This window comes from Silvibacterium sp. (assembly GCF_047605705.1).
GTDB lineage: Bacteria > Acidobacteriota > Terriglobia > Terriglobales > Acidobacteriaceae > Silvibacterium.
In genome coordinates, this window is sequence record NZ_JASGFD010000023.1 from 28,455 (window position 1) to 44,950 (window position 16,496).

The 16,496-nt window shown below is 63.4% G+C and carries 11 protein-coding genes; 8 read left to right on the top strand and 3 right to left on the bottom strand.

Annotated features, from left to right (window positions below; all coding sequences use genetic code 11):
* Window positions 1-218: 218 nt before the first annotated feature.
* Complete coding sequence (locus tag QM649_RS10240; protein WP_415198939.1) at window positions 219-3,497, bottom strand: carboxypeptidase regulatory-like domain-containing protein; 3,279 nt, start codon at window positions 3,495-3,497, stop codon at window positions 219-221.
* A gap of 78 nt (window positions 3,498-3,575) precedes the next feature.
* Window positions 3,576-5,105 (bottom strand): sulfatase-like hydrolase/transferase, encoded by a 1,530-nt coding sequence (locus tag QM649_RS10245; RefSeq protein WP_415198940.1) that lies wholly within the window; start codon window positions 5,103-5,105, stop codon window positions 3,576-3,578.
* A gap of 423 nt (window positions 5,106-5,528) precedes the next feature.
* On the opposite strand from QM649_RS10245, the gene QM649_RS10250 reads away from it, so the two are divergent.
* Window positions 5,529-6,371 carry a rhamnogalacturonan acetylesterase gene (locus QM649_RS10250; protein WP_415198941.1) on the top strand — a complete coding sequence of 281 codons (843 nt, stop codon included), beginning with the start codon at window positions 5,529-5,531 and terminating at the stop codon, window positions 6,369-6,371.
* Between the two features lie 332 nt (window positions 6,372-6,703).
* On the opposite strand, the gene QM649_RS10255 is transcribed toward QM649_RS10250, so the two are convergent.
* On the bottom strand, window positions 6,704-8,143 hold the full coding sequence (locus QM649_RS10255; RefSeq protein WP_415198942.1) for an arylsulfatase: 1,440 nt from the start codon (window positions 8,141-8,143) through the stop codon (window positions 6,704-6,706).
* A gap of 501 nt (window positions 8,144-8,644) precedes the next feature.
* Here QM649_RS10255 and QM649_RS10260 point away from each other — a divergent pair.
* The 7 genes from QM649_RS10260 to QM649_RS10290 all read left to right on the top strand — a co-directional run bounded on the left by QM649_RS10260 (window position 8,645) and on the right by QM649_RS10290 (window position 16,492).
* Window positions 8,645-8,905 (top strand): hypothetical protein, encoded by a 261-nt coding sequence (locus QM649_RS10260; protein WP_415198943.1) that lies wholly within the window; start codon window positions 8,645-8,647, stop codon window positions 8,903-8,905.
* 231 nt (window positions 8,906-9,136) lie between these two features.
* Complete coding sequence (locus QM649_RS10265; protein WP_415198944.1) at window positions 9,137-11,812, top strand: TonB-dependent receptor domain-containing protein; 2,676 nt, start codon at window positions 9,137-9,139, stop codon at window positions 11,810-11,812.
* A gap of 8 nt (window positions 11,813-11,820) precedes the next feature.
* Entirely contained in the window at window positions 11,821-12,513 is a 693-nt protein-coding gene (locus tag QM649_RS10270; RefSeq protein ID WP_415198945.1) for a tetratricopeptide repeat protein, read from the top strand.
* Between the two features lie 162 nt (window positions 12,514-12,675).
* Complete coding sequence (locus QM649_RS10275; protein ID WP_415198946.1) at window positions 12,676-13,356, top strand: Fe2+-dependent dioxygenase; 681 nt, start codon at window positions 12,676-12,678, stop codon at window positions 13,354-13,356.
* Window positions 13,357-13,420: 64 nt separating this feature from the next.
* Complete coding sequence (locus tag QM649_RS10280) at window positions 13,421-14,293, top strand: EF-hand domain-containing protein (protein WP_415198947.1); 873 nt, start codon at window positions 13,421-13,423, stop codon at window positions 14,291-14,293.
* 38 nt (window positions 14,294-14,331) lie between these two features.
* A complete protein-coding gene (locus QM649_RS10285; protein WP_415198948.1) occupies window positions 14,332-15,894 on the top strand; it encodes a DUF2271 domain-containing protein in 1,563 nt (520 codons plus the stop codon).
* Window positions 15,875-16,492, top strand: a complete 618-nt coding sequence (locus tag QM649_RS10290) for a PepSY-associated TM helix domain-containing protein (RefSeq protein ID WP_415198949.1) — start codon at window positions 15,875-15,877, stop codon at window positions 16,490-16,492. Before QM649_RS10285 ends, QM649_RS10290 begins: the two co-directional genes overlap by 20 nt.
* Window positions 16,493-16,496 lie beyond the last annotated feature (4 nt).

Sequence of the window (16,496 nt, forward strand, 5' to 3'; positions counted from 1 at the left end):
TCGCGATGCAGGCTCAAAGGAAAGCATACAAACAAGTGTCATTTCGACCGAAGCGAGACGCTTTTCGTCTCGCGCAGTGGAGGAACCTGCAGTTCTCTTTCAACGAGCGAGGATGCGGTGCTTCCCCACTCAAGCCAAATGCGGGCTTGAATGGGGCACCCGTGGTTTGTTCCTGCGATGAGAGAACTGCAGGCTCCTCCACTTCACGTCTTTTGACATCAGAAGGTGTAGCGGGCCGCGACCTGGAGCTGGCGCGGGTTGGAGGCCGAGGTGATCTGGCCGTAGGTGGCATCGCCGACTTCTCCGTCCGGAGCGCTGAAGATGGGGTGATTCAGCGCGTCGAAGGCATCGAGGCGGATGTTGAGATTCGATTCATGCCAGCGCGTGATGGGGAAATTGCGCTGCAGGCTGAGGTTGAGCTGATCGGTGCCGGGCGCACGCAGGCCGTTGCGGGCTGCGTTGCCGAAGGTGTAGGAGGTGGTGTTGACGTAGCACGCGGTGTTGAACCACTCCGCCGTGGTGTGGGGCGCGTTCTTGTTGCCGTCGCAGAGCTGCGTAGGCCGCGTGAGCGTGCCGGCGTTGGCGGCGTCATAGCTCATGCTGGGCGTGAAGGGCAGGCCCGTCTGGTAGCTGTAGACAGGCGAGAGCGCCCATCCGCCGACAACGGCCGAGACGACGCGGGAGTGATTGAGATAAGCGCGGCCGCGGCCGAAGGGCAGCTCCCAGATGCCGGTGAGCACGTAGCGCAGGCGCACATCGTTATCCGACGAGCCGTAGTTCGCGTTCTTGTCGTAGTTGTTCTGGATGGTGTCGCCCGCGCCGCAGGTATCGCAGAGATCCATTGCGGGATTGATGATGTCGAAGGCGTGTCCGTAGGTGAAGGAGTTGAGGAAGCCGATGCCGTGCGAGAAGCGCTTCTCAAGCTTGGCGGAGAAGCCGTTGTAGTTGCTCGCATTCCAGTTGCCGACGGTCTTGATCGGCGCATCGGTGATGGCCGCGAGAGGACGACGCGAGGCGACGGTGGTGGAGTTGAGCACGGTGGGTTGGTTGCCCGCACCGAGGCCGACGAGCTGCACGCCGCGGTTGCCGACGTAGTTCGCCTCAAGGAGCATGCCCCAGGGCAGCAGCTTCTGCACGCTCAGGCTCCACTCCTCTACGTAGGGCATCTGGAAGTGCAGCGGCCAGCTGACGAGCGTGGAGGTGGCGCTGGGCACGAGCGTGAAGTCCGATGCGGAAACAGCGGTGGGACGGGCGATGGAGGCCGTCGAGCTCAGCTCGAAGCCGGTGGAGGGATTGAGCTGATCGCTGCTGATGGTCTCCGCGCCGTAGCCGTAGAAGGGCGGGTTGTCCGTCATGCGATTGGTGACGCCGGTGCCTTCATCCTGCGCGTAGAAGATGCCGTAGGAAGAGCGGACGGTCATGTCCTTGATCTTCGGCACGCGATAGGCGAAGCCGATGCGCGGAGCGATGTTGTTGGTGTCTCCGTGGATGAGGCCGCGCGGCAGGCGGCTGTCTCCGGAGAAGATGAGCTGACCGTAGAGCGGGCTGTCCTTATCGAGGATGAAGTCGCCCATGTGGTTTGAAGTTTCGATATACGGCGCGGCGTATTCATAGCGCACGCCGAGATTCAGCGTGAGCGCGGGCGTGACCGACCACTGATCGGCAACATAGCCGCCAATGAACCAGCCGCGCTCGACAGCGTCGGCGACAGTGCCGGTAGTGAGCGTGTCGGAGTCGCCGAGAAGCAGGTCGGCCACGGCATTGCCGGTGGTGCTGCGTGCGCCGGGGTTCTGCGTAAAGACGCCATCGAAGCCGAAAGTGCTGCGGCCGTTCGAAGCGGCAAAGGTAGTGGGACGGATGAGCATGAACTCGCCGCCGGTCTTGAGAACGTGACGGCCGCTGGACTTCGAGATGTTATCCGACCAGTCCCACACGCCGGAGGACTTGCGCAGCGGGGCGTTGCCGCAGCAACCGGCCATGGAGCCGAGCTCCGCGTAATTGGAGACGGAGAAGAAGGGCGTGCCGCTGTCGACCTGCGAGTCGAGACTGCCGGTGATGATGGGATCGCGGGCGACGGTGCTGTCCGAGTTGATCGCGATTGAAGTCCACGAGAAGCGGAAATCGTTGACGAGCGTGGGGCTGAAGATGCGGGTGTAGCCGATGCCGACGCCGGAGGAGTCGATGTTCTGCTGGCCGGGGTCCTGTCCCGGCGCGGGCAGCGTCGCATCCTGCGAGGTGACGGCATTCACGCGCGAGTAGCGGGCGAAGGCGCTGTCATTCGCGCCCAGCTGCACATCGCCGCGCACCACGCCATTGCGCTTGTCTACGCGCTCGGGCACGTTGCGGCGATAGAGGCTGCTGCCGTCATTGGGCAGCGGATACCAGTCCACCAACTCCTGTCCGATGCTGTTGATGCGCTCGGTGGGGATGGTGTTATTCGTGAACTCGGTGCGGGTGGCGGTGGTGCCTGTGCCCGCGGTGGTGCTGGGGTCGTAGATGGCGGTGGTGCCGAAGTCTCCGGCACGCTGCAGCGCGGTGGGCACGGTGGTGCTGGAGGTGGACTCGACGCGGTCGTGATAGCCCTCGTACGCACCGAAGAGCCACGCGTGATCCTTGCGGATGGGGCCGCCGAGCGAGCCGCCGTACTGGTTGAGCACGAGCAGAGGATTCGAGGTAGCGAAGTAGTTGATCGCGTTCAGCTCGTTGTTCTGGATGAACTCGTAGGCCGAACCGTGCAGCTCATTCGTGCCGGACTTGGTGATCGCATTCACGACCGCGCCGGCCGAGGCTCCGAACTCGGCGGAGAAGTTGCTGGTTTGGACGGTGAACTCCTGCAGTGCGTCGATGGGCGGGCGAACCATGTCGCGCGCATCGTTATCAAGGCCGCGAAGGTCGTTCACATTGCGCGCGCCGTCGAGCAGGAAGGCGTTCTGCAGACCGGAGTTGCCATAGGCGACGAAGGTGAGATCGCGGCCCGCGGCCTCCGGCGTGGTGCCGGGGATGTAGTCACCGGCGGTAAGGTAGTTGCGGCCCTGGATAGGCAGATCGGTGAGCGTGCGCGAGGAGACGACCTGCGCGATGGTGTCCGACTTGGTCTCAAGCAGTGGGGCATCGCCGCTGACGGTGACAACCTGCTCGGAGTGGCCAACGGGCAGCGCAATGGTGAGGCTTACCGCTTCGCCGGTGGAGACGACGACGGCATCGCGATGGACGGACTCGAAGCCGGATGCGGTGATGTCGGCGTTGTAGCGGCCGGGCTGAAGGGAGGGGACTTCGGCGATGCCGTGATCGTTGGACTCAAGGGAGCGGACGACGGCGCCGGTGTCAGTACCGACGATGGAGACCTGGGCGTGCGGGAGAGTGGCTCCGGTGGAGTCCGTGACGACGATGCTCAGGCTGCCGGTGGAGGTCTGCGCGAAAGCGATCTTCAGGGAAGGGACGGCAAGCGCTGCAAGAGCAACGGCGGCGAAAGCGCGGCTGCGGGAAAACTGGGACATAAAGCCTCACAAAGTGGAAACGGGGGTTGGCTGGCAGCCGGGCACTGGTGTGCCCGGTCTGGGAAGAAGGATGCAGGCCTACGCACAACAGGCCTCCTGCGCACTCGCGAGCGCGGCGGACTGCTTCGGCGGATCGGGAACGGTGATGGGGTCTCCCAGCTCCTGCTGCATGGCGCGGAGACGGGCGACGAGCTGCAGCTTGAGCGCGTCGTGCTGCGGATCGTTGCTGAGATCGTGCATCTCCCACGGATCCTGTTCCAGGTTGAAGAGCTGGTAGCGCTGGATTTTGGTGTAGTAGATGAGCTTGTGCGTCTTGGTGCGAACGCTGCGCTGCAGGGTCTCGAGCCAGCCGAACATCGCATCGTAGATGGGCTCGGGCTCGCCATGAATCATGGGCACGAGGCTGGGAAAGCCGACCGTCTCGGGCACCGGAACGCCGGCCAGCTCGCAGGTGGTGGCGAACATCGAGTGCTGGTAAACCATCTCGTCGACGCGCTTGCCTTTGGGGATGCCGGGACCGGCGAGGATGAGCGGCATGCGCATGCTGCACTCATACTGATTTTGCTTGCCCATCAGGCCGTGCTCGCCCACGGCGAGGCCGTGGTCCGCGGTAAGGATGACGTAGGTGTTGTCGGCCTTGCCCGAGGCTTCGAGCGCGTCGAGGATGCGGCCGATCTGGCGATCCATGTGCGTGATGATGGCGTAATACTCACGGCGGTGCGTCTGCACATCGAAAGGCGTGCGCGGGAAGGGCGCGAGGAGCTCGTCGCGGGTCTTGTGCTCGCCCTGGTCGAAGGGATGCTCGGGGACGAAGTTCGGCGGAATCGCGATCTTGTCCGTGGGATACATATCAAGGAATTCCTGCGGGGCCTGGCGGGGATCGTGCGGCGCGTTGAAGCCGACATACATGAAGAAGGGCGTGTCGCGATGGGCAACCTTCGTGGTGAGGTGCTCGACGGCAGCATCGGCATAGACGGAGCTGGAGTGCTCGATTTTGCCGGGCTTCTCATTCTCGACGAGGCTGGTCATGAGCCAGTGGCCCTTGAGCTGTTCGTTCGCCGGGTCCCAGTGATTGCCGGGCGCGGGGCGGTTGTACATGTCGTTGGTCGACGGCAGGTAGCCGGGGCCGACCGGACCCTGCTCGGCAAAGGAGCGCTGCAGGAAGACCGCATCGAGATGCCACTTGCCGGTGATGTAGGTGTCGTAGCCTCCGCCGCGAAGCGTCTGTCCCCAGGTGGCCACGTCGCCCGCCTGATTCTCATTGGTGATGGCGTGCGCCTTGAAGGTGGTGAGGCCGGTGTTCAGCATGGTGCGGCTGGCCACGCAGACGGCGCCCGTCCATGAGCCCTGATGGAAGCAGTGGGTGAAGGCGCATCCGCGTGCGAGGAGGCGATCGATATTCGGCGTGTGCACCTCGGGATTGTTGAGGGTGCCGATGGTGCGAAACATGAGGTCGTCGGCGATGAAGAAGAGGAAGTTGGGACGGCTGCCGGCGTTGCCGGCTCCGGACTTCTGCGTGCCTGTCTGCGCTGCGGCGAGAGGAGAGCTGGCGAGCGTGCCTGCGGCGACGGCAGACGACGCCATGCCGAGGAAGTGACGACGATTCATGCGGACCTCATGCAAAGAGAGCGTGCCGGCTCCCTTGCGGCTAACGGTGCGGGATGACTCCATGCGTGCAAAAAGAAAACCCGTCTGCGCTGAGCGGAGAACGGGTGATCACGACACGGATCGAACAGCCAGATGGCAAAAGACGGCGCTCTATCGGATACCCGCGTGCGTGGGGACGCGACAACAACAACCGGAACAGGAGCAGCAGGCCATACTTCGCTTTTACTATCCCTGCCGCCGCAGCGTCAACGCGGAATCGATACCACGGCGCGATTGGCGCGGGTCGCTGTGCCCTGACGGCAACGGAAGCGCTCCTGTTTGCGCTGGGCTTTCGCGGTGTGAGAGGCTCACTGACAACCCGGTTCCTCGCCGGATGACCGCCTGATTCCTCGTTTGCAATGCAGAAAGGCAGCGTATTTCCTGATGATTTCCCGCTCCCGCTCGATCATCCTCTCCCGCCTGCTGATGATGCCGGCGCTGTTGCTCGTCCTCATCGCGATGCACAAAACCGCGCTGGCCGAAGACCACAACACCACGCCGCGCACGCTGTGGGTGGCCGGCGACTCGACAGCCAACAACCAGTGGAATGGCGGATGGGGACAGTCGCTTCCTTCGCTCTTCGACGCGCAGCAGGTGAAGGTGGAGAACCACGCCAAGGCCGGCAGCAGCAGCCGCACTTTTTATCACGAACAGCTGTGGCAGCATGTGCTCGACGGCCTGCACAGCGGCGACTGGGTGCTGATCGCCTTCGGACACAACGACGGCGGACCCGCGGGCGCGCCGAAGTATCGCGGATCGCTGCCGGGGCTTGGCGACGAGACGCAGACGGTGGAGCTTGCCGATCATACGCAGGAGACGGTGCACACCTACGGCTGGTATGTGCGGCGCATGGTGGACGATGCGAAGAGCCGCGGCGCGCATCCTGTGCTGGTGGGCGTGACGGTGCGGAACATCTGGACCGACGGCCACATCGAACGCGTGATGGGCGACTTCAACCAGTGGGACCGGCAGATCGCCGCACAGGAGCACATCCCGTTTCTCGATCTCACCGACCTGATGGCCGACCGGCTCGAGAAGATCGGCCAGCAGCAGCTGGCGCCGCTCTTCCCCAACGACCACACGCACAACAATGCGCAGGGCGGCATGCTGAATGCCGAAGGCGTGGTGGCGTGCCTGAAGGGGCTGCATCCGTGGCACGCGAAAAAGCTCTACTCCGCAAGCGGACGGCAGGTGCATGCGGCGCCGAAGGCGCTCGTGGTGCAGTGAGTCAGGGCTCAGATAGAAACACCGTTGATGGTGGCCCATTCAAGCCCGTTGTTGGCTTGAGTGGGGGAGCATCATCCTCACGGATCGAGAGAGAAACGCAGGTCCCTCCGCTGCGCTCACTTCGTTCGCTTCGGTCGGGATGACAGTTTGTGTTTGTTAAGGAAAGAACCCGGGTGCCCCACGTCTCGACTTTGAGACGTGGGTTCGCAGGATCCCGATGGTTGCCCAAGCCAACTGCGGGCTTGAATGGGCCACCCGTTTTCTTGCTTTTGCCCAAAAAAGAGCGGGGAGGTTTATGCCTCCCCGCTTCCTTTTGCTTCACACGTGCAGCATTATGGCTGTCCCGAGGCTGTCGGCTCGAGCGTGCCGGGATACTCCGGCGACTCGTGGTGCGACTGGCGCGTGTAGTCATCGAGGCGCTTCACGATGTCGGGATGCTGGGCTGCGATGTTGTGCTCCTCCGAGGGATCGACGGAGAGGTCGTAGAGCTCGAGCGGCGCATCCCGCTTGAGGCGCACGGCCTTCCACTTGCCCCAGCGCGCAGCCTGGCGGTAGACGGGCTCGTAGAACTCCCAGTACATGAGGCGATCGTCGAGCGCCGTGCTCTTCGGGTTGCGCAGCACGGGCACGATGCTCACGCCATCGGTAGCCTCGGGCGGCGCGCCTGCGAGCGCAAGCGCCGTCGGCAGGAAGTCCGGGAAGTAAGTCGGGCTCACTGTCGTGCTGCCTGCGGCGACCTTGCCGGGCCAGCGCACGATGAGCGGATCGCGGATGCCGCCCTCGTACATATCGCGCTTGTAGCCCTGAAGGATGCCGTGCGAGTCGAAGAAGTTCACGACCTTGGTCTGCTGCGGTGTTGGCTCGGAGCGCGGGCCGTTGTCGGAGGCGAAGAAGACGACCGTATCCTCTTCGAGACCGAGCTCCTTGAGCGAGCTCACCAGCTTGCCCACGCCCTGGTCGAGATACTCAATCATCGCGGCGTAGGTCTTCTCGTCGTCATCCCACGGCTCGTTTGCGTAGGAGCCGAAGTCGGGCGCCTGATACGGGCTGTGCGGCGCGGAGTAAGCGACGTAGAGGAAGAACGGCTTGTCGTCCTTCGCGCTCTCGCGGAGAAAGTCGAGCGAGTCGTCGGTGACGAGAAAGGTTTCGTAGAGACCGCGTTTGTCGTTCGCGTTCTCGGGCACATCGATCAGCTCCTCGTTGTGGTACCACTGCGTGGGATAGTAGCCCTGCGTGGTGCCGGTCTGCGTGAGCCATCCGCGGAACCAGTCGAAGCCATGGCGGTTGGGTACCGCGGCGGGATCGTAACCGTCAAGGTGCCATTTTCCGGCGAGGCCGGTGCGATAGCCCGCGGCCTTCAGATAATCGGCAACCGTCTTGTCTTCGGTGGTGAGGCTGGCGCGGCGAATCTCCTGCTTGCCTTTGTAACCGACGTGGCCGGCGGCGAGCGCAAAATTGTCGCGGACGCGAGTGTGGCCGGTGTTCTGCCCGGTCATCAGCGCGCTGCGCGAGGGCGCGCAGACGGGAGCGCCGGCATAGGCATCGATGAAGCGCAGGCCATCGGCGGCGAGCTTGTCGATATTCGGCGTGCGGAATTTCTTCTGGCCGTAGACGCTGGTGTCGGCATAGCCCATGTCGTCGGCGAGGATAAAGACGATATTGGGACGCTTCTTCCGGCCCCCGGTTTTTGCCTGCGCCAGGCCGGCGATGCAGGCCGCGGCAGAGGAGGCGAGAAAGGATCGCCGGGATATTTGTAACCGATTCAATTGCAATTTGATTCAGCTCCCGCTTGCGTGGTTCGCATGTTTCGGTACCGCGTGGGGCAGGACCGCAAATAGAAAAACCCATCGGCCGGGATCCGGCGATGGGTGGATGGATGAACCGCGGAATCTCCGCGTCAGCCTTGCGCGCACTCCCCTGCCAGACACGACTGGACACAGCCGCAACAGGCAGTACAACAGGCGATCTGGCGGAAAGGCTTCACGGTTTCAGGTTAGCATGCGTGCGTTTGCGAGGGCTCGCGTGCATCCTCGCGGATTGAGGAGAACCGCAGGTTCCTCCACTCCACTTCGCTCCGGTCGGAATGACAGTGTTTTCGATAGCTGAGAGATGCGTAGCACCCACCAGGCGAAGCTTGAATGGAGCACCCCTATCCTCGCTGGTTCGAGGAGAACCGCAGGTTCCTCCACTCCGCTTCGCTCCGGTCGGAATGACAGTGTTTTGGTTGCCGCATTGTGCTGTATCGCATCCTTTCACCAGAGAGAGCACAGAGTGTGCGTGCAGCTGCGTGTGTTCTTTGCCATGCGCAAGCGGTCGCCACACAGAGCGCGCAGGCATGGACAAACGAGGCAGCGGATTTTTTGCTTGATATCGGACTAAAGTTGTCTTATTTTGAAGCTGCCGACAGTGCGCAAGCCGCGAACTGCGACAAATACTCGAAAAACAGCGCTTCCATCCGTGATAACGATCCCCACGGGTTTTGTTGTATGATCTCTTCAAATATCCGACTGAAGATGTCGGATATTGCAACGTAAGCCAATCACCCAGACACCCAGACACCCGGGCGAGGCAGAAGCTGCCGCTGGCAGTTCCGGCTCCTTTTTGCGCCTCAAAATAGGACCACAATGGTCGCATATCGTCCAGGGTCACGCTCTGGAGGCACGGAAGGCTTCGCCTGTCGAGATGTACGGCTCATAAGCCGGCAGATCGGATGAACCGTTCTTTTCACCGTTGTTCAGGCAGTACCAGTATTCAGGAGACCGATCGTGACAAAGGCACCAGGCAGCAGGAGTTTGACCGAAGGCATCTGTAGCTCTTCTATCGATGGCAAGGATTTTCCCGTGTGGCGCGGCGCGACCGTCCGCATGGAAGAGAGCGAAGGACGTGCGGAGTCCGGAGCGCAGACACGCTCGAAGCGGAGCTCGCTGTTTGCCGTGGCGGCGCTGGCGCTGGCCGGTCTTGCGGCGCATAGTACGGACGCGGCAGCAGCCGTGAACGAGATGAAGGATGCGCCCGAGGCGGGCAAGGCTCCGGCGCCGGATGCGAACGGGCAGGCTAAGCCGGGCGAGACAGTACACCACTTCCAGGTTCAGCCGGGCCCGCTGAAGGATGTGCTGGCGGCGATCGAAAAGGAGACGGGTATTCCCTTCTCGGTGGCCAAGGAGTCGATCAACCAGATCCAGTCGCCGGGTGTGACCGGCGTGTTCACGCTGCAGGAGGCGCTGACGCGGGCTCTGGCGGGCACCGGTGTTTCGGCGCGCATGCGGGACGAGGGGCGCATCAACCTCTATCTCGGCAGCGACGCCACCTCGGTGCAGGTGAACGGCCAGGCTGCCTCGTCGATCAAGTACACGGCGCCGCTGCAGGATCTGCCGCAGACGATCACGGTGATCGACCAGCAGACACTGCAGAACACGGCGTCGACCACGCTGATGGACGCGCTGCGCACGGTGCCGGGCATCACCTTCGGCGCGGGAGAAGGCGGCACGCCATTGGGCGACCGTCCGTTCATCCGCGGCATGGACACGCAGGCGAGCACGTACATCGACGGCATCCAGGACATTGCGGCACAGTCGCGCGAGATCTTCGACGTGGACAGCATTGAAGTGGCCGAGGGCCCGGGCGGCGCCTATGGCGGGCGCGGCACGGCCGGCGGCAGCATCAACATGAACAGCAAGCTGCCGCGCCGCGACAACTTCATCGCAGGCAGCTTCGTTCCCGGCACCTCGGACTACGAGCGCGGCACGGTGGACAGCAACCTGAAGATGGGCCGCCTGGTGACGGGCCGCCTTGCGGGCGTGTGGCATAACCAGGACGTGGCCGGCCGCGACGGCGTGCATGACAATCGCTGGGGCGTGGCGCCGAGCCTGGCGATCGGCCTGGGCGGACCGACGCGTGCGTATCTCGACTACTACCACCTGATCAGCAACAACATTCCGGACTCGGGCATTCCGTACAACAACCCGACGACGGTGCCGACGGTCGATCCCGGTCCGCGCATTCTGCAGACGGGCAACGGCGAGCCGGTGAAGATTCCGCATCGCAACTTCTTCTATGGCCTGATCGATCGCGATCACGACAAGGAAAAGAACAAGACGGGCACGGGACGCGTGGAGCGCGACCTGTGGCACTCGAGCAGCCTGCTGCGCAACAGCTTCCGCTACGAGGCCACCACGCAGGACTACATCTGGACGCTGCCGGACGACAGCCAGGGCAACATCTACTACGGCTACGTCTTCCGCCGCCCGAACGATCGCGTGAGCACGACGTTCACGGCCGACGACCAAACCGATCTCTCCGGCCAGTTCAAGACGGGATCGATCAAGCACACGTACGCGGCCGGTTTTGAGTTCTCGCAGGAGCGCGGCAACAACGACTCTTACACGATCAACGACAAGAACTTCTCGAACAACGCAGAGACCTGCCCGAACGGCGTGGGCGCGGCGACCGGCTACAACTGCACGTATCTCTTTGCGCCGAACATGCGTGATCCGTGGTGGGATTTCGGCACGATCGTGCTGAACCACAACCCCACCAAGTCAAAGTCGGTGGAGAAGTCGGTCTATGCCTTCGATACGGTGGTCTTCAACAAGCACTTCCAGAGCACGCTCGGCATTCGCTACGACGATTACAGCTCGCAGTACCAGGCCGCGGCAGTTGCGGGAGTACGCGCGAAGTATTTCGTCGACAACAATCTGGTGAACTACCTGGGCAGCCTGATCTACAAGCCGGACGCGGAGACCAGCTTCTACGCGACGGTGAGCACGGCGGCGATCCCGACCGGCAACTCGCTGGCGCAGGGCCAGGACACCTCGGCCTTGACCAGCCAGATCAACGCGAACCTGCAGCCGGAGAAGATCCGCGAAGAGGAAGTGGGTGTGAAGCGCGAAGTGGCGCACGGACACGCGCTGCTGCATGCCGATCTCTTCCGCATGGATATTCAGAACGTGCGCATCACGGAGGCGGACGGCACCATCGACGCAGCCGGCACGGATCGCACGCTGGGCGGCGAGCTCACACTGAGCGGCAACATCACGCGCAAGTGGGAGCTGACGGGCGGCTACACGTATCTCGATGCGATCCTGACCAACGCGGGTGGCGCGGGCGCGGCGAGCGGGCTGGCCAACGGCGATGCGATGCCGAACACGCCGAAGCACGGTGTGGCCATCACCAGCAACTACCAGGTGCTGCGCAAGCTGCACGCCGGCGGCGGCATCTATGGCATGACGATGGTGTGGGGCAGCCAGTCGAACAACAAGTGGGTGCCGGGCTATGTCCGCGAGGATATCTACGGCGACTACGAGTTCAACAAGCACCTGAACCTGCAGCTGAACGTGCAGAACGTGGGCGACAAGCTCTACTACCAGCAGGCCTATGCGACGCACTACGCACTGATGGCGCCGGGCCGGCAGGGCACGCTCGCCTTCAACGTGAAGTTCTAGCCATCGCCATGCAACAAGCAGAAACAGAAGTATTCACAGAAGAGCAATCCTATGACCTGGTGCATGCCGCGGCGGTTCGCGGCGTGTCCCAGGCACAGGTGATTTATGGGCAGATGCTGCTCGATGGAAAGCACGTGGAGCGCAATCCCGCGGCGGCGCTGCACTGGTTCGAGCGCGCGGCGCGGGGCGGCGACCTGATGGCCATCAACATGGTGGGCCGGTGCCTGGAGCAGGGCTGGGGCATTGCGCGCAATGCGACGCTGGCGGCGAAGTGGTTTCGCGTGGCCGCCGAGCGCGGGCTGGACTGGGGCATGTACAACCTCGCGTCTCTGCTGACGCTGGGCGAGGGCGTGCCGCAGGATCGCGAACAGGCGTACCACTGGCTGCGCCGGGCAGCCGATCTTGAACATGTGAAGTCGATCAACCTGCTGGGCGGATTTTATGAGGACGGCTGGGTGGTGCGGCAGGATCGCGCCATGGCGCGCGAACTTTATCGCAAATCCGCCGTGGGCGGAGACTTTCGCGGGCAGTTCAACTACGCGCGTTTTCTGATTGCCGAAGGCGACCTGGTGGGCGCGCTCTACTGGCTGCGCCGGGTGCCGGAGACGGCGACGCCCGCGTTCCTCAAAAAGATGAAGGCTTTCCTCGCGCAGTACGGACAGCGCGAGATTCGTGCGTTTGCGGATGGGATTGCGGCGTGAAGGATCTGTCTCCCGATGTCTCAAGAGCGAGACATGGGGTACCCGGCTGGAAGTGGCCTGCATAAAGAGCTGTACTTCCCCACTCAAGCCAGCTGCAGGCTTGAATGGGCCGCCTGCTCCATCTCGAGCACATGTTAACGATTTTCTGATTGAGGTAAGACGATGTTGATTCAGATTCCTGAAGTACTGAGCCAGGAAGAGGTCGTGCAGTTCCGCCAGGAGCTGGATGCGGCGGATTGGGTAGACGGGCGCGTAACGGCTGGCTACCAGTCGGCGCGGGTGAAGGACAATGTACAGCTGCCGGAAACGAGCCCGGTGGCGATTTCACTGGGGCGCAGGATTGTGCAGGCGCTCGAACGGAATCCTCTGTTCATCTCGGCGGCGCTGCCGGCGAAGATTTTTCCTCCGCTCTTCAACCGCTATAACGGCGGTCACTCCTTCGGCAATCACGTGGACAACTCGATTCGCCGCGTTCCGGCGACGGGCGAACAGATCCGCACCGATCTCTCGATGACGCTCTTCCTGAGCAGCCCGGAGGAGTACGACGGCGGCGAGCTGATCATCGACGATATGTATGGCGCGCACTCGGTGAAGCTGCCGGCGGGGCACATGGTGCTCTATCCTTCGACGAGCCTGCATCGCGTGCTGCCGGTAACGCGCGGCAGCCGCGTGTCTTCCTTCTTCTGGCTGCAGAGCATGGTGCGGCAGGACTCGCATCGCAGCCTGCTGTTGAACCTCGATGTGGCGATCCAGAAAATTGGCCGCGATGTGCCGGAGCATCCTTCGCTGCTGGATTTAACCGGGCTCTATCACAATCTTCTGCGCGAATGGGCCACGGTCTAGACTCAGCCGTCGAATCGCCGTCTATTTCAACACAACCATCGGTTTCCATTGTGGAGGTTCTACCGTGTCACGCAAGGCTTCTCTTCTTTTTCACTGCGGACTGATCCTGGCTGCGACCGCGGCTTACGCGCAGGGCGGACCGCAGCAGCGGCCTCGGCTGGTGCTGCAGGCGCTGGATCTCGACCACGACGGCACGCTCTCCGCGCAGGAGCTGCAGGGGGCGCCGCAATCGCTGCTCAAGCTGGATACAAATGGCGACGGCAAGCTCGAATATCCCGATGAGCTTTCGCCGCGCCGCGCCGATGCGGGCGCGAATCCGGACCAGCTGGTGGCGCAGCTGATGAAGTTCGATCGCAACGGCGACGGCGTGCTGACACCGGATGAGCTGCCGGCCCGCATGCAGTCGATCTTCGAGCGTGGCGACACGAATCACGACGGCAAGCTGACGCCGGACGAGATCCGCGCGATGGCCGCGAAGACGAATGGCCCGCACGGACGCGATACGGGCGATGCGGCGCGCGCGATGCACATGGATCCGTTGCTCGATGCGCTGGATGTGAATCACGATGGCGTGATTTCGGCCGACGAGATTGCCGCAGCGACGGCGCACCTGCTGGTGCTCGATGCGAACCACGACGGAATCCTGAGCGGCAGCGAAATCGCGGTGCGGCAGCCGAGCCCGCAGGAGCGCGTGACGCACATCCTCGGCGAGTTCGACACAAATGGCGACGGCAAGCTGAGCCGCGACGAGGTGCCCGACGGTATGAAGGCGCGCTTCGACGCGGCCGATACGAACCACGATGGGTTCCTCGACAAGGATGAGCTGCTGGCGATGTTTGCCTCGATGCCGAATGGCGGCGGGCGCGGAGAGCATCGCGGACAGGGCGAAGGCGGCGAGCCGCATGAGAATCAGCCGCAGAGTCCTCAGCAGAACTAAGAGCGGACGGATACAGACTCGAAAGGATCGATCGACCTATGCATAATTCTTCTTCCCGCTTCTGGAAGATGGCCGCATCCGTGCCCCTGGCGACGGCGGCCATCAGCGCTTCGGCGCAGCCTGCGTACGCGCCTGCATCCGCAAACGATTTGCAGACCGGCACGTGGCACTTTCATCATGAACATGTGCTGGGCACCTCGCTGGAGATCACGGTGCGCGCGGCCAACGAAGCTGCGGCGCGGCGTGCCGAAGCCGCTGCGCTCGCGTCCTTCGATCGCGACGACGCAGTGCTGAGCACGTGGCGCGCGGACAGCGAGGTATCGCGCTGGGCGAAGACGAAGCTGGAACCGGTGGCAGTATCGCCGGAGCTGTTCGATGTGCTGCAGCAGTTCGACCGCTGGCGCGAGCGTACGAACGGCGCACTCGATCCTTCCGTGGAAGCGGCGACGCGGCTGTGGCGCGGTGCGACGGCGGAAGGCCGCGTGCCGACCGAGGTCGAGATTGCCATGACGGTGGAGGCTATCCAGCAGCCGCACTGGTCGCTCGATGCCGCACATCATACGGCCACGCGGCTGAGCGATGTGCCGCTGGCACTGGCGTCCTTTACGAAGAGCTATGTGAGTTCGCGTGCGGCGGAGGCGGCTCTGCATGCCGGCGCGAAGGGGGTTATGTGTAACGTCGGCGGTGACGTAATCGTGCGGGGCAACCTTACACAGATGGTGGCGATTGCCGACCCGACGGCCGACGCGGAGAATGATCGTCCGATAGATTATGTGGTCGTGCACGATCGCGCGGTGGCGACCAGCGGATCGTACCGCCGCGGCTTTGAGATCGGCGCAGCGCTCACGACGCAGGCTCCGCAGTATTCGCACCTCTTCGATCCGAAGACGGCGCGGCCTGCGAGCCATGTGCTGTCATCGACGGTGATGGCGAAGGATGCGGTGACGGCGGGCGCGCTGGCCACAGCGTTCTCGATTCTTCCAGTCGAAGAGAGCCGCAAGCTCGCCGCTTCCTTGCCCGGCGTGGATTACATGCTGGTGCTGGCGGACGGCGAGCAGGTCTTGAGCAAGGACTGGCCGCGGCCAGCGGGCGTGCAGCGCGCGGCCTTCGCCATGCCTACCCCGCAGGCGGCGAGCGGCGCATGGGATGCGGCGTTTGCGTTGACCATCGGCATCAACCTGCCGCGCATCGAGGATGCGCGCTATCGCCGGCCGTATGTTGCGGTGTGGGTGGAGGACGGCGATGCGTATCCGGTGCGCACGCTGGCGTTGTGGACGCAGAATGCGCGCTGGCTGCCGGATCTGAAGCAGTGGTATCGCGATGACCAGATCCGCAACCTGACCGAGGGCACGGATATCTCGCGCACGGTGTCGTCTGCCACGCGCGCGCCGGGCCAGTACACGCTGGTGTGGGACGGCAAGGACAACGAAGGCAAGCCGGTGAAGGCGGGCAAGTACACGATCTGCATTGAGGCCGCGCGCGAAAACGGCGGCTACGACCTGCATAAGCATACGCTCGACTTCAACGGAACGGCGCAGCAGGCGAGCCTGCCCGCGGCGAAGGAACTGGGAGCGAGCACGCTTGACTACCACAAGCGCTAATCGCGCTGTGAGCCGGCGCGCGACCCTGCGGCAGAAGACCGCCAAGGTTGCGCGCTGGCTGCATATCTATCTTTCGATGGTGAGCTTCGCCGTGATCCTGTTCTTCGCGGTGACCGGGCTCACGCTCAATCACCAGGAATGGTTCGCGAAGGCGGCGAAGACGCGGCTGATCCGCGGCACGCTGCCGCTGAACACATTAAGCAATCCGGATGAGGCTGCGCTGGTGCAGCACTTCCGCAGCGTGGATCACGTAAGCGGCGCTCCCAGCGACATGCGCGTGGACGACAGCGAGATCACGGTCTCCCTCCGCGGGCCGGGCTACTCTGCCGACGCGACGGTTCTGCGCTCGAGCGGACGCTACATGCTGGTGGAGACGCGCAACGGCTTCTGGTCGGTGCTGAACGACCTCCATAAGGGGCGCGACACGGGAACGGCGTGGAAGTGGGGCATCGATGCGTCAGCGGTGCTGCTGACGCTGGTCTCGCTCACCGGGCTGGTGCTGATCTTCTTCCTCTACAAGCGACGCACGACCGGACTGCTTGCGGCGGCGGGAGGAATGGCTCTCGTGGTGCTGCTTTACAGGCTGTTTGTGCCTTAGCTGG